Annotated in this window: 17 protein-coding genes; 6 read left to right on the top strand and 11 right to left on the bottom strand. The window is 35.1% G+C overall.

Going from position 1 to position 21,787, the window contains the following annotated elements; translation table 11 throughout:
- The 7 genes from ACT5E3_RS08840 to ACT5E3_RS08810 form a co-directional block, all read right to left on the bottom strand.
- On the bottom strand, positions 1 to 1,227 hold the full coding sequence (locus ACT5E3_RS08840; RefSeq protein ID WP_444997944.1) for a beta-ketoacyl-[acyl-carrier-protein] synthase family protein: 1,227 nt from the start codon (positions 1,225 to 1,227) through the stop codon (positions 1 to 3).
- Complete coding sequence (locus ACT5E3_RS08835; RefSeq protein ID WP_444997943.1) at positions 1,227 to 5,570, bottom strand: SDR family NAD(P)-dependent oxidoreductase; 4,344 nt, start codon at positions 5,568 to 5,570, stop codon at positions 1,227 to 1,229. Before ACT5E3_RS08835 ends, ACT5E3_RS08840 begins: the two co-directional genes overlap by 1 nt.
- Before the next feature lie 18 nt (positions 5,571 to 5,588).
- Positions 5,589 to 5,876, bottom strand: a complete 288-nt coding sequence (locus ACT5E3_RS08830) for an acyl carrier protein (RefSeq protein WP_444997942.1) — start codon at positions 5,874 to 5,876, stop codon at positions 5,589 to 5,591.
- Positions 5,870 to 6,604 carry an SDR family NAD(P)-dependent oxidoreductase gene (locus ACT5E3_RS08825; protein ID WP_444997941.1) on the bottom strand — a complete coding sequence of 245 codons (735 nt, stop codon included), beginning with the start codon at positions 6,602 to 6,604 and terminating at the stop codon, positions 5,870 to 5,872. Before ACT5E3_RS08825 ends, ACT5E3_RS08830 begins: the two co-directional genes overlap by 7 nt.
- A gap of 4 nt (positions 6,605 to 6,608) precedes the next feature.
- Positions 6,609 to 7,997: an ANL family adenylate-forming protein gene (locus ACT5E3_RS08820; RefSeq protein WP_444997940.1), complete on the bottom strand. Its 1,389-nt coding sequence runs from the start codon at positions 7,995 to 7,997 to the stop codon at positions 6,609 to 6,611.
- Between the two features lie 73 nt (positions 7,998 to 8,070).
- Positions 8,071 to 8,310 carry a phosphopantetheine-binding protein gene (locus ACT5E3_RS08815; protein ID WP_444997939.1) on the bottom strand — a complete coding sequence of 80 codons (240 nt, stop codon included), beginning with the start codon at positions 8,308 to 8,310 and terminating at the stop codon, positions 8,071 to 8,073.
- Positions 8,311 to 8,333: 23 nt separating this feature from the next.
- Positions 8,334 to 9,293: a hypothetical protein gene (locus ACT5E3_RS08810; protein ID WP_444997938.1), complete on the bottom strand. Its 960-nt coding sequence runs from the start codon at positions 9,291 to 9,293 to the stop codon at positions 8,334 to 8,336.
- Between the two features lie 605 nt (positions 9,294 to 9,898).
- Here ACT5E3_RS08810 and fabD point away from each other — a divergent pair.
- Positions 9,899 to 10,774 (top strand): ACP S-malonyltransferase, encoded by an 876-nt coding sequence (fabD, locus tag ACT5E3_RS08805; RefSeq protein WP_444997937.1) that lies wholly within the window; start codon positions 9,899 to 9,901, stop codon positions 10,772 to 10,774.
- A gap of 25 nt (positions 10,775 to 10,799) precedes the next feature.
- Here fabD and ACT5E3_RS08800 read toward each other — a convergent pair whose 3' ends face one another.
- From ACT5E3_RS08800 to recA, 3 genes are all read right to left on the bottom strand, one after another.
- A complete protein-coding gene (locus tag ACT5E3_RS08800) occupies positions 10,800 to 11,384 on the bottom strand; it encodes a hypothetical protein (RefSeq protein ID WP_444997936.1) in 585 nt (194 codons plus the stop codon).
- An 18-nt stretch (positions 11,385 to 11,402) separates the two neighbouring features.
- Positions 11,403 to 12,236 (bottom strand): ferritin-like domain-containing protein, encoded by an 834-nt coding sequence (locus ACT5E3_RS08795; protein ID WP_444997935.1) that lies wholly within the window; start codon positions 12,234 to 12,236, stop codon positions 11,403 to 11,405.
- Positions 12,237 to 13,386: 1,150 nt separating this feature from the next.
- The gene (gene recA, locus ACT5E3_RS08790) at positions 13,387 to 14,415 is read right to left on the bottom strand and encodes a recombinase RecA (RefSeq protein ID WP_444997934.1); all 1,029 of its coding nucleotides are present in this window, start codon (positions 14,413 to 14,415) and stop codon (positions 13,387 to 13,389) included.
- Between the two features lie 443 nt (positions 14,416 to 14,858).
- On the opposite strand from recA, the gene ACT5E3_RS08785 reads away from it, so the two are divergent.
- The gene (locus tag ACT5E3_RS08785; RefSeq protein WP_444997933.1) at positions 14,859 to 15,602 is read left to right on the top strand and encodes a response regulator transcription factor; all 744 of its coding nucleotides are present in this window, start codon (positions 14,859 to 14,861) and stop codon (positions 15,600 to 15,602) included.
- Positions 15,603 to 15,633: 31 nt separating this feature from the next.
- Here the strand turns inward: ACT5E3_RS08785 and ACT5E3_RS08780 are convergent, their stop codons facing one another.
- Positions 15,634 to 16,932, bottom strand: coding sequence for an NAD(P)/FAD-dependent oxidoreductase (locus ACT5E3_RS08780; RefSeq protein ID WP_444997932.1), 1,299 nt, complete (start codon positions 16,930 to 16,932; stop codon positions 15,634 to 15,636).
- A 164-nt stretch (positions 16,933 to 17,096) separates the two neighbouring features.
- Here ACT5E3_RS08780 and map point away from each other — a divergent pair, with 164 nt between their 5' ends.
- Genes map through ACT5E3_RS08760 form a run of 4 tightly spaced genes read left to right on the top strand, consistent with a single transcriptional unit; the run spans position 17,097 to position 21,777 of the window.
- Positions 17,097 to 17,864: a type I methionyl aminopeptidase gene (gene map, locus ACT5E3_RS08775; RefSeq protein WP_444997931.1), complete on the top strand. Its 768-nt coding sequence runs from the start codon at positions 17,097 to 17,099 to the stop codon at positions 17,862 to 17,864.
- 26 nt (positions 17,865 to 17,890) lie between these two features.
- Complete coding sequence (gene glnD / locus ACT5E3_RS08770; protein WP_444997930.1) at positions 17,891 to 20,575, top strand: [protein-PII] uridylyltransferase; 2,685 nt, start codon at positions 17,891 to 17,893, stop codon at positions 20,573 to 20,575.
- 12 nt (positions 20,576 to 20,587) lie between these two features.
- The gene (gene dapD, locus ACT5E3_RS08765; RefSeq protein WP_444997929.1) at positions 20,588 to 21,409 is read left to right on the top strand and encodes a 2,3,4,5-tetrahydropyridine-2,6-dicarboxylate N-succinyltransferase; all 822 of its coding nucleotides are present in this window, start codon (positions 20,588 to 20,590) and stop codon (positions 21,407 to 21,409) included.
- A gap of 11 nt (positions 21,410 to 21,420) precedes the next feature.
- Positions 21,421 to 21,777 carry a Spx/MgsR family RNA polymerase-binding regulatory protein gene (locus tag ACT5E3_RS08760; protein ID WP_444997928.1) on the top strand — a complete coding sequence of 119 codons (357 nt, stop codon included), beginning with the start codon at positions 21,421 to 21,423 and terminating at the stop codon, positions 21,775 to 21,777.
- Positions 21,778 to 21,787: the final 10 nt, after the last annotated feature.

The raw sequence follows: 21,787 nt of genomic DNA, 5'->3' as shown, positions 1-21,787 counted from the left end.
TCAAACCTTCGAAAATAAAGTAGCTACGTTGCAACCACCAAAAGCAAACGATATGGATAGAACTTTGTTAACAGAGGTAAAAACAGGTTCTGTCGTAATATTTAAATCTATATTTTCATCTTTTTTAGATATTGGAGCATTAGGAGGAATGCAATCATTAGCAATGCTTAACACCGAAGTAATACCATCTAACGCACCAGCAGCACCTAATGTATGTCCGAGAGCTCCCTTAATTGAACTGACATGTAAATTTTGCTTAGTACTTTTAAAAACGCCGTTGATACCTCTTGCCTCCATTAAATCATTCATTTCTGTACCCGTTCCATGAACATTAATATAATCAATTGAATCGGGTTTCAATTGAGCTTCTTTAAGACATAATTCAATTAACTCTTGACACCTTTCTCCACTATCAATCGGTGCTGCAAAGTTTTTTGCGTCACAATTTAGTGCCCAAGCATCTAACGCCGCTAATGCAGGTCGACCTCTTTTTTTAGCACTTTCTTCTGACTCCAAAACTAGAACCCCAGCCCCCTCGCCAAGAATCATTCCTTCTCGACCTTTTTGAAAAGGGGTACACTTTTCTGTTGCTAGCGATTTCATTGCGTAAAAACCAAATGTAGGTAGCATGGTAAATGCATCCGAACCACCGCATAAAACAATATCTGCTTGTTCATTTTTTATCAGATTAATAGCTTCACCAATAGCATGATTACCTGAAGCACAAGCGGTTCCTACGACATAGGAAGGCCCACAGAAGCCAAAAGTTTTTGAAATAGTATTAGCAATAAGTTCATGTCCATATTTTTCAAATGATTCAGTTTCGCATTCCTCTAGCTTACCGTTGAACCATTTTTCATCAAAACCATCAGATTCAACAGAATCATTTGTTCCACAAGTTGTTCCCATCACTACAGCTACAGTGAATTCATCTTTATCAATTCCCGAAAGCCCTGCATCTACAATTGCTTGCGCAGATGCTTTTAGTCCTAACTGCACTGAGCGATCATAATTTTTGAACTGATTAGGATCTAGATTTTCATTAGCTGATAACTCACCAATATAACCACCAAATTTAAATGGCGTTTCTTTTTTATCTAAGATTTTTTGATGGACAAGTCCACATTGACCATTCAATAAATTTTTCCAAAAAGAATCAACGTTATTACCTAGCGTCGAAATTACGCCAAGACCAGTCACTAAAACTCGATTACTTTTGTATTCCATCACGACTCCTGTACGCTATAGTCTGCTTTTCTATGATGGTCATAAAAAAAGTTAATTAAATTAGATAGCGTTGGATAATCAAGTAAAAGCGTCTGTGAAATATCATTGAATCGATTTTCTTTTTCAATATGGGTTATCAAATCCATTTGAGCAATTGAATCCAGGCCTAGTTCTGATAACTCTAATTCTAAATCATCATCAGTTAGTTCTAACTTTAAATAATGGTCAAAAATCCAGAATAAATAGTTTTTTATTTCACTTTTTTTACTCGCTTCATCTTCAGCATTTAAATTCGAGTTATCTGACTCTTTTATTGGTAATGGTTCACTAGCAGAAGTGAGTATCGGCATAGGCTTTAAGGCCATTTTTGTATTTAAAACATCAAGAGAAGTATTGGAAAATAATGCCGCACAAAAACGAGAACCATTAACTAACAAACTATCAAACAGCTCTAATCCTTTACTAGAAGGCAGAGGATAACTCATAAAATGGTTTATATATCCGTTTAAATTTTCATCGGTGACTTTCATTCCACCACTTTCCCAATAGGGCCAATTAACACCGCAAACGACAGGGCTACTTGACATCATTTTATTAATTAACGGCTTAATTGAATCGAGTAATCCATTAGCAAAAGCATAATCAGTTTGTCCTCGGTTTCCCATTAATGCTGTGATTGATGAAAACAAAACGATCCGATTGACATTATAATTGCTTAAGCTTTCACATAAATTAAGCAATGTTTTTACTTTTGCATCTAATACACTTTCAAAACTTGTCCATTCTTTGTTAATTAAGGCTGCATCTGATACTCGACCTGCGCAATGGATAACTCCAAATGAATCACCAAATTTTGTGATAATTTTTTCAATAGTTTCTTTTGTTTCAAGTAAATTAGTTAGATCAACCTGAAAATAAGCGCACTGTTGGTCTGTGTAGTGATTAAAATTTTTCCGGTGAGAATCGCTTTGAGGCGATCGACCTACCATAACGATTTTATGTCCGTTATTTAATAAATGTTGGCTAACTAGCTGACCTAGACTGCCACCAGCCCCTGTTATTAACCAGGTTTGTTTTTCAGTTGGTTTAGCAAAATCCTGAGTGACCAATTTATTTACTAAAGAATAGCGCTTTCCTTGCTGGTAAGTAATGAGAGACTCAGTCCCAAGATCTTCAGCTTCAGATAAAATAAGATTTTCAATTGGTTGTAGCAATTGCTCAGGCGAAACGCTAATAACACGAAATCTGAATTTAGATATTTCTAGGTTATAAGACTTAAACAAAGCTAAAGTTGCTGAAGTAAGTGCTTTTGCAATACCATGTTCACCAACAACACAAGCAATGACTTCTGCCACTCGATTATTTAAAACTAAAAACTTTCCTAATTCAAATAAGCGGTATGCTTGACTTTTAATATGTGAGTAAACATCATTGATACATTGGTCAGCCGAGCCTTCATCAATCATCAGTACTATTCTTGGTGTAGCATGTACTGAGCTATTGAGCCAACTAAGTAGTTGTTTTTTAGGTTCGTCCTGGATATATTCGCTGCTCTCCTGAGCCATTCGATCCCAAACAATACGCCGCCAATATTGGGGCATATCTACGTCAGAGTATTGACCAGACAGTGGTAATAATATAGAAGCTGGCCGCCCAGGTTTTATTGAATGACTACTTTTTAATGCAGGCAGCTCATTGAGTGACTGAGAAAATAAAAACAAATTATTTTCAATTGTTTTATCATGAAAAACACGTAAAACAAAACCATTAATCTGAGCAAGCATATTACCTTTTTCATCACACACAATAATGTCATATTTTTTTGAGTCAGCATTCTTCAAAGTAGCTAAAACATGCACAATAGAAGTCATGGCCCTATATTTAATACATGAGCCCACTTGAAAAGGCAAAACAGTTCCTTGCATTCCATTAATTAAGAATAAATGAGTCATAGCGGTTTGGACTGCACCATCTAATAAAGTTGGATTAATGCCATACTCATCTTGATTATCAAACTGATTAGATAGTACTAATTTTGCTATCGCTTGCTTTGGGTTAAAACGGTATTCTTCAATAACTTTAAAACGTCCCTTTTGCACTATTTTTGTTTGTGCAAAATTAGCATACACTTCATCAGTAGTTAACGTTCGTTCACATTGCTGATTAATTGTACTAATACTGATGGATGCAATATTTTTTTGCATAGCGTCTATAAAACGTATCTTACCTGTTACGTGTTTGACTGTCTTTTTGTTAGAAAAAATTTCAAATCTAAATTCATTTGCTTGTTGGAATAAATTAACTTCTAAAGCAATTGAATCATTATCTCTTAAGTTTACAGGCTCTAAAAACCAGACATCAAAGATTTCAATTGAATCAGATTCTAAATACAAACAAGCCGAAGAACGAGCCATTTCAACTAAGCATACACCTGGAAGAACAGGGTAATTTTGTATCCAGTGTTCATCAACGTAATATTCTGTACGATACAATATTTTATTAAAAATGCCCTTAGATAAGGTAGAAGTATTATTATCAATTAGCGGATGTAATCGTTTTTTATTTGCTCCGGCCTGACTTGACATAACTGGTTTTTGATAAAGTATATTTTCATCATGAATCCAAGAGCGCTTTGGTTCAAAACAATAGGTTGGTAGATCGACAACCCTAGCGCTTTCAAAATTATTAAGTGTTTCAATCGACACATTATTATTTATCCAGCGAGAAGCTTGCTCCACTAAACTATCTTTATGACTAAATGTAGAATTAATTTCGTTTGAAACCAAAACATTATCAATTGATTCAGATTCAACATAATGACTTAATAGTGAAGTCAACTGTGATTTATTTTCAACAATAAAAACGACTTTATGTTCAAACTCTTCTTTTTGCATTAATGTATAAGCAATATCAGATAGATCATTATTTTCTATACGGCTTAAAAACTGATACAACTCTTTACAATACGCCTTTGTTCGCTCTTCATTATGCGATGATATAGGAAGAGAAAAAGATTGAGTTTTTGATACAACTCTTTTCTTATCATCTGAACGATATGACTCAAGAATACAGTGACAGTTAGAACCGCCAGCGCCAAAAGAACTGAGCCCGGCAATTAATGTTTTTTCACCGTTAGACCAAAGCTTATTTTTATCAACTAAATAAAAAGGTGTATTTTCAAATTTTATTTTTTTATTGGGTGTATCAACATGTAATGTGGCAGGTAAAGTTTGTTTTTTCATGCTGTATAAAACTTTAATTAGCCCGGCAATACCAGCGGTTGCCTCACAGTGCCCAATATTAGACTTAACCGTACCTATACCACAAAACTGTTTTTCTTTGGTTGAGGCTTCAAAAGCCTGACGCAAACCAGCAACTTCAATAGGATCACCTAAATCAGTACCTGTTCCATGACATTCCACATAACTAACATCTTGAGGTATTATATTTGCCCGCTGCATTGCGGTTTGTATTAGCTCTTTATGTGCCATAGGGTTAGGTACGGTGTAACCTGTAGCTTTCCCTCCATGATTAGTTGCAATTCCCTTAATGATGCCATGAATTCTATCGCCATCAGACACAGCATCTGCAAGTCGTTTCAATACTAAAACAGCAACACCTTCACTTGGTACATACCCGTCACCACCTTCTCCAAATCCACGACACTTACCTTCACTGGATAAAAAGTTAGCACTGGAAAGAAATAAGTATTTAGCAGGATGAAGATTTAAATTGACACCTCCCGCAAGTACCATATCAGATTCACCAGACAATAAACTTTTTGACGCTAAATCAACGGCTACTAAAGATGAAGAGCATGCAGTGTCAATAGCAAGACTAGGACCTTTAAAATCAAAAAAATACGATACACGATTGGGTATTCCCCAATATAATGAACCTGCGCCTTTATACTTGTCTTGAATATACCCATATTCATTAGCTAAGAGTGAAAATTCATTCCAGGTTACACCGGCATAAACACCAACTTTTTTATGGGTTAACTTTTTCTGGCTTGCATAACCAGCATTTTCCAATGCTTCCCAGCTTGTAGTTAAAAATAGTTTCTGCTGTGGATCAATTTGCTCTGCTTCACTCGGAATTATTTTAAAGAAACGAGAGTCAAACTTGTCAACATCAGAAATAAAACCGCCCCACATTGAAGACAGTCTATTTGCTTGTTTTTTTTCTGAATATAAAGTTTGAGCATCCCATCGGTTGCTAGGAACTTCTTTTACCGAATCAATATTATCAATTAAGTTTTGGTAAAATACATCACCTCGGTTTGCGCCAGGAAACCGACAACCAATTCCAATTACGGCTATATCATTATTTTGCTGAGTCATATTTGAGTACACCACTGGTTATTCATTATTCCCACTATCAACAACTAAGTTTTGAACATGCTCGCAAAGATATTCAGACAGTAGATTAAAATTAGGGTACTCAAACAATACCGTACTAGGAAGTTCACCGAAGCTATGACATAACGATTTAAAGTATTCTGCATGAATCAATGATGTTAAACCTAAAGAAAAAAAAGAGTCATCATCAGTCACTTCTTCTAGTGATAAGTTCATATGCTGACAAAACATAGTCTTTATTTGTTTTTTTATACTTTCTAAGGTCATTAGTAAAGATTCATCTAGCATGTTAGTCCACCATCTACAACAATTTCCTGACCGGTTATAAAAGAGGACTCGGCAGAAAGTAAAAACTTTGCAACACTAGCAATATCAGAAGCTTTCCCCATTCGAGTTAATGGTGTACGACGTATTATTTGTGCCTTTTTAGATTCAGCCATATTATGGGTCATATCTGTTTCAATATACCCAGGTAGTAAAGCATTCACTCTAATATTCCTAACGCCTAACTCTCTGGCTAAACTTTTAGTAAAGCCAACAACACCTGCTTTAGTAGCACTATAAACTGAAGTACCTTTAATGCCTCTGTGACCAATAACACTACTGATATTTATAATTGATGCATTGCCCGTCTGTAACATCACTCGGGTTACAATGCGAGTTAGAGCCATTAATGACTCTAAATTAACAGCGACTACTTTGTGTAACTCATCATCAGAAGTAGTCGCTAATAAACGATCTAGGTTAATGCCTGCGTTATTGACTAAACCAACTATTTGTTCATTATTTTCTTCTATTTGATTAACAAAGTTTTTTAAACCTTCATAATTAGTCGAATCTAAAGAACACCAGCTATATTGATTTGAGTCAGCATAAACACTTTCTAAGGTTTGAGTTCCATCACTTGGGTTACGACTAAAAGTTCTAATGTTATAACCTTCTTTTAATAAACACTGGCTCATTTCCAACCCTAAGCCTGTACTACCACCACTAATAATAATTGTTTTATTATTCATTCATTTATGCCTCAAGAAGTTTTTTGGAGTGATGTTTAGTAATATTTTTTCTAATTTTTTTAAATCGACTAGAAACTAGACCTTGATCAGATATTTCAATATCTCTGGGGATCTTAAATCCTTCTATTTTATCTTGACAAAATTCTCTAACTCTTCGAGTTAGAGAATTCACATCCTCATTTTCATGTAATTCAAATATGGCTCTTACAATTTGACCTGTAATTGGACTACTTTTTCCATCAACAACTACATTCTTAATATTTGGCATTTCTAATAGCACTCCTTCAATCTCAGAAGGATAAACTTTTTCACCGCCAATATTAATAATTTCACTATCTCTGCCAAGTATTTTGGCATAATCGCCATCAACAATAACTTTATCTCCGGTGTTATACCAACCATCCTTATCAAAAGGTGACGGAGCATTTAAATAACCGAGCATTGCCATATCTGATTTAATAAATAGCATATCATCTTTTATTTTAATTCTTACATCGCCTTCTTTACCTTCTTTGATTGACATAAATGTTGATGCATTAGATTTTGATTTAGTTGGAAAAATACCTAATTCGGTCAAGCCATAAGTTTGCTTTAACTTTATATTTGGAAATAACTTTGCCATAGTGTTTAATGTTGACTCAGGCATTGGTTCTGTTCCATAAGTTATAACTTTAAGACTCGAAAGATTATAGTTTTCCCATGCTTTTGACATAATCAACATATTCAAAAAAGAAGGTGTTGTCGGTAAAATTTCAACTTTTTCATTTTCAATCAATTGACAAATAGATTCCGGCGTTCGTTCTTCGACAGAAGTCATACAACCACCATTCATCAATATTGAGAACATGGTGCTTACACCACCAATATGATCAAACTTTAAAAATACCATTGCATTAATCGGTTTACGTTTTTTAGTATTTAAATATCGAGCTATTAACTTATCAAACCTATGAACGGCTGCTTTACCTTCACCTGTGCTACCAGAGGTAAAAAGTATAATTCCAGCTTTATTATTATTTCGTAACTCTTCCAACAAAACATGTTGACTTTCTTGCCCAACACTAAAGCACTCTAACAATTCATTTTGAGAAGCTTTAAATGAGTATTTTACGCCGGCAATTTTATGTCTTTTTTCAATATCTTCTTGTGCTTCATCATCAATAGGTACAACAATATTATTATTTTCTATTAAAGCTAGAAACAGAGAGGTGACATTCAATGAAAATTGACCAACAATAGAAACAACATCACCGGACTTAAGGCCTAAGTTTGAAAACTTTTCTAACCAAGTGTGCACATCCATAGCAACCTGCTTATAGCTATAATGCTTTCCTTGATGGGTTATAAAGTTTTTTTCTTTAAACTCACTGATTCTTTCTAATATCAGACCCATTTTGTTCAATCCTTTCTATATAGAGTTAAATCACATTTAATTTACACAACGTTCAACATTTAGTTACTGGCTTTTATGCATAAAGGTTAACCATATCTTCTACAGTGTTTACCTGATCTAGGGTCGCCCCTTTAGAAAATGGGTCTGTGCCTAATTCTTTTTCCATCATAGCGACTAATTGAGCTATATCTAATGAAGCAAAGCCAAGATCATTTAATAAACTTGAATTAGGAAGAACTTCTAATTTTTGATACCCCAGTTGTTCTTGAATTGCTACGATTGATTTTTTTAAAACCTCAAAAACCTGACTCATAATATTTACCTATAAATTAATTATTAGATACAACCAAGGTTGAACAGCCTTTTGGTATCTTGTATCTGAGTTTGATGTCGTATTTCATGGACAATAACTTTTTCAGCACAGGAAATAGCAATCAGTTCACCATTCTCATAAATTTCTGATTGAAATGTTAATTTGCATAAGTAAACTAATCTTGGATTTTCTTTCCACAAAGACTCTGAACAAGGATTAACTTTAACTTTTGAATAAATGGTTAACTCGCTACCAGAAAAAGCATTACCATAATAAAAGGTTTTTCTTTCCATTAAGGAAACAGCATCCAAAATGCTCTCTGAAGCTTTATTTCTAGTATATTCGCGTAACAACTCTCTTTCCGACAGTTCCATTAACGATGGCATTTTTGAAAAAACTAACGGGTGACCAGGGTCTGTATCACGGTGTGACTCAAGCTTATATTGATATGGCGTTGCTTCGAAATCAAACTGTTTAAGTTGTTCAAATCCTACCGTACGAACTAAAGCTGCTTCTCTTATAGACGCGGGAGGCTCTGTTATTTTTTCCATTTCAACTATCTGTTCTGGTTGAGGAACAGAAACTTGTTTTGTATGCGAGCGATAAATGGATGGATCTAAAATAAATAAACTGTTCGCCGCCATAGTAATACTTGGCGCTTGTTGTTCAGCTGCTTCTGCAAAATATTGAGAGTCTAAAATAGTATCGCCATAACGACGACAAACAACACCAACTTCTATTTTATCCCAAAGAGAAAAAGATGATAATGCACTTTCAACAGGCACAATTAAATGAGTCATAAAATAGGCAGGGTATAATACATTTCCTTTAACATCTTTTATTTCACTAGGCTTGTTATTGAGATCATTCGTTAAAAACTGACTATGACAACTTCCAAATAAAGTCATCAAACTATATTCATCCATTGTTCCGAGGCGAACATGATTCATATCAAGTTCTAATGTTTTTTTTAAATGATCCACAAAAAAACCTACTTTAACTTCCCGTTAATTACTATTCAATCGTTCGTGTTTTTTAGTCACCCTAAAAAATCACTCTCGAGATATTACATAGCATCATTCTCCAAAGCAACACAATTACAAACAATTTTTTTTCAATATCTCAAAAATCTTGTCAATTCAATTTAACAATTATTTTTTTTGCTACACGCTTATCATTTTATTTTTTTATCGACATTTATTTTTTTTAAACCAACCTATTCATAGGAAGATTTAAGTTACAGTAGGTTTAAAAATTAATAAACGACACTCTAACTTTCACGCTTCGTTACAAACTAAACATACAACCCAAACAAAGAATTGTCTCATTTAAATATTTCACATTATTGACTTTACAACAACAAAACATAATTCATTAAAAACCATTAACACTTATTAACATTATCAAAAGCCAAATACCTAAGCATGCAAACCAAATACAAGAAAAACATTTGCTCAGATTAATTTCGACATACAATCATCTATAAATTTCAATTCAACTGAAAACAAAAAATTATTTAATGACAATTAAATGTTTTTAATATAACCTCAGTGAGCGCAATGGCATTTTTATTTAAGAGGACTGAGTAATGAAAGCTTATTTGTTTCCCGGACAAGGATCACAGTTTGTTGAAATGGGGGCAAGTATGTACAAACATAAGCTCGCTCAAAACCTTTTTGAAAATGCTAATGACATTTTAGGCTTTCGAATTACAGATATAATGTTTGACGGCAATGCAGAAGAATTGAAAGCAACGAACATTGCACAGCCAGCTATTTTTATCCATTCATATATCGCTTCGCAACAAAATAAAGAAAACTTTCCAGATTATGTTGCAGGACACTCATTAGGAGAATTAACAGCATTAGCTTTTGCAGGTGTTCTTTCATTTGAAAGTACTTTAAAGCTTGTCCATAAAAGAGCGATTGCAATGCAACAGGCCTGCAAAATCTCAGAAGGAGTTATGGCTGCAATAATAGGCTTAGACAACCTACAAATTGAAAAAATTTGTACAGAATTAAAGAGTGAAGTTGTTGTCGCAGCCAATTACAATACGCCCTCCCAGCTAGTCATTTCCGGGACAGTTATTGGAGTTGAAAAAGCAATTAGCCTGCTGAAAGAAGCAGGTGCAAAAATGACTATTAAGCTACCCGTTGGGGGCGCTTTTCACTCGCCATTAATGGAACCTGCCAGTAAAGCGTTTAACCAGGCTGTCGATGAAACACCATTTAATTGTCCTTTATGCCCAATAGTACAAAACGTAGCAGCCAAACCGATTGAAGATCCTGAAGTTCTTAGAGCTAACTTAAAAGAACAGCTCACCTCACCTGTTCTTTGGAGCCAAAGTATAAAAACATTGCTTATGTTGGGAGTTACTCAGTTTACCGAATGTGGAGGAAAAGGAAAAATCCTCCGGCCAATGGTATTAGCTTTAGATAAAAATGTTGAGGTTACACAACTATAATTTAGAAACCTATCTTTACTTTCTTTTAATTACTAGCTTTCAATTGATTTTCAGACAATCGCTTGAAGTTTGATATTTGTTTGTGCATCATGAAAGTGTCACCTGGTGGTAATAACATTTTCATTAACACTCTCATTATAGCTCCTGTAGGATAAGCAAGCCTTAACTTAACCACTAAACGGCAACTGGATTTATCTACCGGAAATAGACAATAACTTACCACAAGATCACCAAAAACACGCATCCACCAATCAAGTTCATCACGACTTCTAATCGTTACATGACTATTTTTTTCAAAGTCGACTAATTTAAACCCTGTCATAAAAATTTGACCTAGTTCTAAATTTGTTAATTCTTGAGTTAAGTGCTGCGGACTTTGTTTACCAAAATTATCTAACCAATCGTAGCTATAAGGTGCAATTCTCATTTGGCATAACCACGGAAATACTTGTTCTACGCTTGTAGCAATATCAATACCTCTAAAATAAACCGTTTTAGGTAAATTAGGGACACGATCACACGGATAAGTGAGTTGTAACTCTTCTTTAGTTACTCCCCACTCATGAAACCTATGCCATTTATCTTTTAAATAACGTCTCAAAAAATGCAATATCAGAAGCTCCTTATTTTATGCCCCTTGCATTTGCATAGCAGGCATGTTTGCTCGCTGTTCTACCTCAGCAACTTTTTGAGCAATGTGTTTTGGTAATGCAGGTGGCTCAGTTAGTTGAGGTTTAAAGAACTTATAGACTTTTAGCAATTGGTTAAGAACTAAAAACCATCTTGAGAACTTAGCTCCTTTTCCTTTTTTACCCAAATAATCAACATAATTAGGCATTAAGGAAAGTGCATATTTTTGATAAGCAACCACGCCTTCATCAAGACACTGTTTTGCGAACTCCAAGCAGTTATGGCGCTTTCCTAACCTTAAAACAGCTTCTTTAGTATAAGCCTGGTGAAATTTTTCGTCTTTTATAACAACATCTAAAAGTTGAGAAATTTCAGGATCTATTTCTCGATGTAAATCTGACATAAGTTGAAAACGGCCTATTGCCAAGTGCTCTAATGCATGTATTCCAGCAAACATCGTAATCAATTCAGATTGATGAATAGGTTTATCTTTTGATAGCTTATCAACGGTTGCCAACCAGCCACGATTACAAAAAGCAGCAACAGTATTTGCCCAACCAGGTATATCATCAGGGTTATAAGTATTACGTTTAGTTAACAAATCTAACCACATTTGAGCATGTCGATTTTCGTCATCTTGGTGCTTATCAAATAAAGGTTCTATCCACTCATCATTCAATTTACCCCGACATGTGTCAAGATCAGGAACTTCACCGCCAGATTCTAATTGTTGGTAAAGGTTATGATACCAAACTCTACTTTCAGGACATGCGACTACTTGCGTATAATAGTGCTCTACTGCTTTTTTTAAAAAACGTTCAATGTATTTCATCTTAGTCATTCCTCTAGTTTTAGTTTTAATACAGCTGACACTTATATATGACTAGTGTTGAGACAAGAACAATCTAACAACAATTTATTTAATCTAAACACTCTTCAATACTAATATTTTGGAAATAAGCTAACACAAAAAAAAAAGAACAAAAACAATTAAAATATGTAATTTAAATTTTATCTACATTTCGTAATAAAACAGAAAACAGCGTGATTAAATTCAATATTTTTACCTGTTCGCCAGCTCAAAAACATTATTGATAAAAATATTTTGGTATAGATTTTTTACCCTATGAACAACAGAAGAAGATCCCATTAACTAACAATATAAACAACAAGTACTCTAGCTGTTTTTTATTCCCAATGGAACATTGATACTGAAACATGTTTAACGAAATAAAGATTCGAGACAAAATGATTAAATAATAAAATATATTTTAAAAATAGAAACCTCTTGTCTCAAGTAAACTAATCAATAGCATCGGTTAAAGTTTGCAAAAATATATTAGAGGTAAACATCAAGACCTCTGGTATAAAAAGCTGAAATTAATAACTCACAAGTAACGAGAAAAACACTTAATTCAGAGATCAATTCTTGTTGCTAAATAAACCGTTCTCCTTTGACATAAAATACTCTCAAGATAAATTTTTCTTTTATCTTTAGGATAATATTCATACTCGATAAAGAGTTCATACAAAGTCGACACTTTTTGACTTCTTCCATATTCATCTTAGCTTTAACCCTACCACAAGTAAACTTAAGTTCTTTTTCAACAGCACTATCTAACACTTGTAATAATCGGGCTATTTTAATACTTTTAAATCAAGAAAAAATTTTAAAAGTCAACTAAGGGTATCTCATTGTTTTAGAAACTCATAGATAGAATTATTCTTATTCAGTAGATTTGATTAAACCTTATTTTAATCAAATTTATCTTTGAATGGCGTTAATAACACCATAAAAAAACGAGTTTAAAGAAGAATACTATTTTATGCTAAGCAAATGAAGTTTATGGGGAGTCAATAGGTATAGACTAAAAATACTGTGGTATTGAACATAAGTGTAAATCCTTAAGCTTTTATAATCTTTTGCCAGATTATAAAACAAAAGGATTTACCTGTTACTTTATCAATTTAGCTATTCATAACTAAGCATTTGTTGAATCTGCTGAGTTATCTGGTGCAACTGGTTGTGGTAGAAGTTTCGCTCGTATCTGAGCTTCAATTTCTTCTGCTATTTCGGGGTTTTCAGTCAAAAAGTCTGTTACTTTTGCTTTACCCTGACCAATTCGATCGCCATTGTAGCTATACCAAGCACCGGCTTTATCGACGAGACCTTCTTTAACACCTATATCTACAATTTCTCCTAAGCGTGATGTTCCGTGCCCGTATAATATTTGAAATTCAGTTTGTTTAAATGGCGGAGCAACTTTATTTTTAACAACTTTTACCCGCGTTTCATTACCAATAATTTCATCGCCCTGTTTTACAGCACCTATACGTCTAATATCTAATCTAACTGACGCATAAAATTTTAATGCATTTCCGCCTGTAGTTGTTTCTGGATTTCCAAACATAACGCCAATTTTCATTCTAATTTGGTTAATGAAAATAACGGTACAATTTGTTCTTTTTATATTTGCAGTTAATTTTCTAAGTGCCTGTGACATTAATCGAGCTTGAAGGCCCATGTGTGAGTCTCCCATATCACCTTCTATTTCAGCTTTTGGTGTTAGTGCGGCAACAGAATCGATAATAACCAGATCAACACCGCCAGAACGGACCAACATGTCACATATTTCGAGTGCCTGTTCGCCAGTATCCGGTTGAGAAACTAGTAACTCTTCAAGATTTACTCCCAACGCTTCTGCGTAAATTGGATCTAAAGCATGCTCAGCATCAACAAAAGCAGCAGTTCCTCCATCTTTTTGACATTCAGCAATTGCTTGTAAAGTGAGCGTTGTTTTACCAGAAGACTCTGGACCGTATATTTCAACAACTCGACCTTTTGGAAAGCCACCTATACCTAATGCAATGTCTAGTCCTAATGATCCACTAGAAATGGTATCAATTTTCTGTGCTTGAGATTCACCCAAGCGCATTACAGATCCTTTACCAAATTGTCTTTCTATCTGACTAAGCGCTGCATTAAGCGCTTGTTTACGATTATCGTCCATCCTACTCTCCACAATAATTAATTCAAATTTTGTACATATCGCTACTTTATAACCTTATTTGATGCAGATGCTATTTGCACCATGTATCGGATTTAAGTAGTTGTTTTATGTAATTAGCTCTTCAAGAAGCTAAGTTTCATCCGTACTTCAGCTTCAATTACTACTTATCCTACACCTACTTGTACTAGTAGGCAAGCTTTGTTTTTAAATTTTATGCTTTGTCTTAAGTTAGCGTTTACTCAACTATTCATGCTAATAACAGCTAGGTTGCATATTTTCATGTTAACGCTTGTATTCTATGCATTCAAAGAGGAGTCGTCTATGCTAATCATATAGGTGTGTCGTGTTTTCAAGCAGGTTCATATATAGCTAAATCAGTTTACTTTTGACATAAAAAGAAAGCCTGACTGTATCTTGTTATCTTTCTTGCAGAGTAAAACTATATGCCAAAATATATTAATTTAGCTATAATAGCGAATAACGGAGAGGCTGGCGTTAAATTAGCAGAAACAGAAATACCCGATATTATCATCAGCGATATCATGATGCCCAAAATGGATGGCTATCAAGTCACTCAAGCTTTACGTCAAAATCCCATTACGGATCATATACCGATTATTTTATTAACCGCACGAAGTGATCTCGACAGTCGTTTAAAAGGTTGGCAGGAAAAAGCCGATGAATATTTAACCAAACCGTTTGACATTAATGAATTAAACCTTCGCTTAGAAAACCTGCTGAGTATTAGAGATATACTCAAAAAACGTTTTGCCGAAAATATTTTTAAACCTTCAAAACATATAAAAGAAACAAACCATTCTGAAAAAGTTCAGTCCAAAAACTTAGAACAAGAAACTTGTTTTGATACTCAACAAGAAGCTTTCTTACAAAAACTCAACCAAATGTTAAATCAACTTTATCAACAAAGCGATACCAAAGTCAGTCATATTGCAGAACTAATGGCAAGCAGTGAAAGACAACTTTCACGTAAATTAAAAAGCATATTAGATTTAACACCGAGTGAATATTTAAGACGTTTTCGCCTGGAAAAAGCAAAACAATTATTAGAACAAGGTGAGCCAGTCAATTGCGTCACATTTGAAGTAGGTTTTTCTTCTCAAAGTTATTTTAGTAAGTGTTTTAAAGCACAGTTTGATTGTTCACCTTCAGAATTTTTAAATCAATGATCACCAAAAAATCAGACATAATTAGCAAAAGTTATGACTCTAAAAATTCCTGAAGTTGATCTTTCAGTTGATACCACCAATAGCTAACTTGAGCGGCAATGGGGCCAAATGCTCCACCATTCCAAGGCAGCCCCCAAGGCTTAAAGAGCTTGTAGCGTTCATCTTGCTCCACAATTGCTGAAGCGACAATTTCTCCGGCTGCGGTTGTGGGCCCTACACCATGCCCACCAAATCCAATACTATACCAAACGCCTGATTGTAATTGGCCAATTTGCGCCATTTGATGACGTGCATAAGCCATCCAACCATCCCAAGCATAATCAATTTTTATATCGTTTAATTGAGGAAAAACTTTTAACAAATCAGACTTCATTTGTGCACTTAAATTCTTTGGAGTTTTAGTACTAGCGCTAATTCTTCCGCCCCACAATATTCGGCTATCTTTTAACGGACGATAATAATCAAATGCAAAACGATTATCGTAAATTGCAGCTTGAGTATTTAATAACTCCCCCATTTTTTCATTTAGCTTTTCGGTTGTCATAACATAAGTCGCAATAGGAAGAATAGAGCGTGCAACCGGTGGACAGAGTCCATTGATGTACCCGCCACCCGCTACGACAATATTTTTGCAATAAACTTTACCGGCATAAGTTTCTACATACTTTTGAGTTTGCTGAATCTCTATTTTGAGCACTTCAGTTTGTTCAAATACTTTTCCACCACTTAAACTAATTTGTCGAGCAATACCTTGAGCATAATTAAGTGGATGAAAATGCATCGCATTTTTTTCAAATAATCCACCTTGATAACGGCTGGAAATAACTAATTCTGATAATTCTTCTGGTGAAAAATATTTCCAATTAACCCCCATTATGCGTTGCATAAATGCTTGTTCTTTAAAAAGTCTTTGCTGATCTTTAAACCAGTTAGCCCAAATAACACCACTATCAATCAAGTCACAATCAATTTTATATTTTGTCACTCTTTGTCGAATCAAATCAACGGCCGCGGTTGTTAATTGGTATAAATTTCGCGCACTTTTTTCGCCTACTTGTTTCACTAAAGCACTTGGCCCCAGCGAATAACCTCCAAAAACAAAACCACCATTTCGGCCCGAAGCTCCCCAACCAACAAGATTTTTTTCAAGTACTATAAGGTTCTTGTGCCCACGTTCGATTAAACTCATAGCCGTCATTAAACCGGCGTATCCCCCGCCGATAATACAGGTTTCAGTTTCAACATTTTGTTCCAATGAAGGAAAACTAATCGGCGAATTGAGGGTAGCCGAGTAATAGCTATTAATATGATTTTGAGTCGTTGGTTGCATGTCAGCACATAGCAAATATAAACCAGACCAAGAATGCTAGCAGGCTTTTGGCATAAACAACAACTTGTTACCAACATCAATTAACCAAAATTTATACCGCAACCATTCCAATTCTAGCCAATTCAAGTAAAATATAGGCCTTATTTAGACTTTTGGGATAATCAATGTCAATTACGATAAAAAATGATGAACAAATAGAGAAAATGCGGGTTGCTGGTAAATTAGCCGCAGACGTACTTGAAATGATCACACCGTTTGTCAAAAAAGGGATTACTACTAATGAATTGAATCAAATTTGTCATGATTATATTGTCAACGAACAAAAAGCAGTACCAGCCCCACTAAATTATAATGGCTTTCCAAAATCTATTTGTACTTCTGTTAACCATGTTATTTGTCATGGTATACCTGCTGATAAAAAACTCAAAGATGGCGATATCATTAATATAGATATCACTGTTATCAAAGATGGCTTTCATGGTGATACCTCTAAAATGTTCTTTATTGGCAAACCCTCTATTTTAGCTGAAAATCTCACTAAAATAGCGCAAGAGTGTCTGTATATCGGTATTAATATGGTCAAACCTGGTATACGCTTAGGCGATATTGGCCACGCAATTGAAACCCACGCTCACAAACATCGTTTTTCAGTCGTCAGGGAATATTGTGGCCACGGGATTGGAGAAGTATTTCACGAAGAGCCTCAAGTATTACATTACGGTAAACCAGGTACAGGTGTTGTATTACAGCAAGGTATGACTTTTACTATTGAACCGATGATCAATGCAGGTAAACGTCACTCTAAGCTTTTGAAAGATAATTGGACGGTAGTAACAAAAGATAAAAGCTTATCGGCCCAGTGGGAGCACACTTTATTAGTCACTCATGATGGTGTTGAAGTTTTAACCAAGCGTCCAGATGAATCATTTTAGACACAATGTCCATTTAGATTCACCCAATGAAACTTTCAAAAAGAGTTAAGTTAACCAATAAGCAGCTCTCTGCTATTTTAGAACAAGACAACTTAGCTAAACACTCAGATGCACTACTGCCCCTACTTAAGCAGTATATCGAAGTGTCTAATAATTACCTAAAAACCGAATTCAAAAAAGCCACTAATATTCGCTCTTTAGTTCATGCCAGAAGCCGACATATCGATCGGTTGTTAATTGCTTTATGGCATCATCTTAAAATAGACAATAGTATTGCACTCATTGCTGTCGGCGGCTACGGACGCGGCGAACTTCATCCTCATTCAGATATTGATTTACTGATTCTTAACGGTGCTAATCTATCTGACGAGCAAAAAAAGTTAATCGAGTTAATGATTTCACTCTTGTGGGACTGCCGACTTAAAGTTGGCCAGGCAGTCCGCGATTTAGAGCAATGTGTTGAAATTGCCAAACAAGACTTAACAGTCACCACCAACATAATGGAATCACGTTTCTTAGCTGGTAACAAAGATTTATTTCAACAGTTACAGAATGCAACAACCCCAGAGAAGTTATGGGATGCGCAATCGTTTTTTGAAGCAAAAACACATGAACAAAAGGCACGCTATAAGAAATATAACAGCACCTCTTTTGATTTAGAACCCAATGTAAAAACTAGTCCTGGAGGCCTTAGAGACATTCATTTAATAGGCTGGATCGCACAACGCTTTTATTACCCCAAAACTCTCTATCAGCTAATCAAACAAAATTTCATCTTTAAAAATGAATACTACACATTAGTCAAATGCCAGCTTTATATCTGGAAGGTTCGCTTTGCGCTGCATATTGTCAGTGATAAGGCTGAAGACAGATTACTGTTTGATTATCAAAAAAGTGCTGCAAAATTAATGGGTTACCAAGATACCAAAAACTCACTTGCGGTTGAAAAGATGATGAAGCAATACTATCGTTCAGCTTTAGTGATCCGTAATATTTGTGATATTTTACTACAAATTCTCGAAGAAGAACTCGCGGTTAAAAGTCAAGAACCAGAAATTGTTCCTATTAACGAAAACTACCAGATTGTCAATCAACGTATTGATGTTATTGATCATAAACTATTTCTCAGAGATCCCAGCCAATTACTCAAAATATTTCATCATGTCGCTAAAAATAACTCGCTAAAAGGCATTACAGCCTCTTCTTTGCGGGCTATTCGCTCGGCTCGGCATAAAATCAATAACTCTTTTCGCAGTAAAAAAAATAACAAAGTGTTATTTGTAGAATTCTGGCATATTCTGCATACTTCGTCCCGCGCCATGTTCTTGATGAAGAAAAGTGGTGTGCTCGCAGATTACCTTGAGCCTTTCAAGCGAATTACAGGGCAAATGCAGTATGATATGTTCCACAATTATACGGTTGATGAGCATACTTTATTTTTATTAGAAAACTTAAGCAAGTTTGCCGATCCTGAGCATAACCATGCTTTTCCAATTTGCAGTGAAATTATGCAACGTCAACAAAATCCGGAAATAATTTTTTTAGCAGGATTATTCCATGATATTGCTAAAGGACGCGGTGGTGATCATAGTGAACTTGGAGCAGTAGAAGCTCGACAATTTTGCATACGGCATAAAATACCAACCGAACACGCATCACTCGTTGAGTGGTTAGTCGGTAATCATTTATTTATGTCACTTATCGCGCAAAAGCGTGATATATCAGACCCAAAAGTCATTCAAAACTTTGCTAAATTTGTACAAACTCAACAAAGATTAGAGCTTTTATATATTTTAACTGTTGCAGATATCCGAGCGACAAGCCATAGTTTGTGGAACTCATGGAAAGACTCATTATTAAAAAATCTTTACATAAGTACATGTAACTACCTCAATCAAGATATTGAAACTAATGAAAAAATAGAAGAACAAAACCAGTTAAAAGCAAAAGAAAAGCTAATTTCACTAGGTATTAATCCAACAGAAATTGAACAACTATGGCAACCACTCGATCCTCAGTATTTTGCTAAACACTCAATATCGGCTATTGTTTGGCGCACTAAAATAATACTGGAAACACTCGCAAAAAATGAACAAGATACAAATCGCTCAACAAACGATATTGTGGTGGTTGGTATTCGTTCAACGTTTCAACAAGGTGGCAGTGAAATATTTGTTTACAGCAAAGACCAAGATAATTTATTTGCGGCCCTCACGGCCACATTAAATAGGCTTGGCCTGAGTATTCAAGCGGCTAATATTTATACCGATAAAAGCGGCTATTGCTATGATAGCTTTATCGTTTTGGATGATAAAGGTCAAATACTCAATAGCCAACTGCTAAAACAAAACATCAAGCAAGCAATCATTAAAAATATGGGAAATATCAATAACATGAATTTGTCTGTACAAAAACGTATGCCAAGACAATTTAAATATTTTTCAATCCCTACTGAAGTTGAGTTTTTTGATGACGAGTATATGGGTTTTACTCGAATGGAGCTAATAGCAAGAGATCAAGCCGGTTTGCTAGCGGCTATAGGGAAAGCATTTATGTTAACCAAAACACGGTTACATGATGCACGTATATCAACACTTGGAGAAAAAGTAGAAGATACTTTTATTATCAGCAACCGTGATAACTCACCCATTGCTGACGAACAACAACGAGAAAGAATTCGTAACGAAATAAAACGCCAATTAAACAAATAGGATTAACCAATAATGAACCAACTGATTCAAACCATTGAACAAGCTTTTGAAAGCCGTGCCGAAATTACGCCAAGTACTGTATCGCAAGAAGTATCCGATGCGGTTAAAAAAACTTTAAGTTTATTAGACGCAGGTGAGCTTCGCGTTGCGGAACCAGTCAATGGGGATTGGCAAGTTAACGAATGGGCAAAAAAGGCGGTACTTCTTTCATTTAGAATACTAGACAACCAAAAAATTGACGCGGGTCATACAAGCTATTTTGATAAGGTCCCACTCAAATTTGCTAATACTTCTCAGCAAGATTTTGAAAAAATGGGCGTTAGAGTGGTTCCGCAAGCAATAGTCAGAAATGGCTGCTATGTAGCATCTAATGTTGTATTAATGCCAAGCTATACCAATATTGGTGCCTATATCGATGAAGGAACAATGGTTGATACTTGGGCCACTGTTGGCTCTTGTGCTCAAATAGGTAAAAATGTTCACCTTTCAGGTGGCGTTGGCATTGGCGGGGTATTAGAACCATTACAAGCGAGCCCAACCATTATTGAAGATGATTGTTTTATAGGTGCACGCAGTGAAATTGTTGAGGGTGTTATTGTTGAAAAAGGCAGTGTCATTTCAATGGGTGTGTTTATTGGCCAAAGTACTCGAATCTTTAACCGTGAAACCGGCGAAATATCCTATGGTCGAGTGCCAGCCGGTTCAGTGGTTGTACCAGGAAGTTTACCTTCGAAAGATGGTAGCTATAGTTTGGCATGTGCTGTTATTGTTAAACAAGTCGATGAAAAGACTCGTTCAAAAACATCTGTTAATGAGCTTTTACGTTCAATTTAAGGGGCAACTAAATGGACAGTAAAGCTCAGGTTTACGGTATCAAAAATTGTGATACCGTAAAAAAAGCATTGAAATGGCTGACTCAAAACGACATAGCGTTCGACTTTCATGACTTTAAAAAAGAAGCACCAACAGAAGAGCTGGTTAGTTTATGGTTGGAACTTATAGGCCCTAAAACACTAGTCAACCAACGTGGAACAACTTGGCGTAAACTTGATGAATCACAAAAATCATTAGAGTTATCGGCAAAATTGGTTCAATTGTTGGTTGAGAACTCTTCCATTATTAAACGTCCAGTGTTGAAACACAGCGGCAACTGGTCTGTCGGATTCAAAGCCGAAATCTGGCAAAAATTATTTGGCAAATAATAACCAACAA

The organism is Aliikangiella litoralis (assembly GCF_052495765.1).
This window is presented reverse-complemented; position numbering and strand designations above follow the sequence as displayed.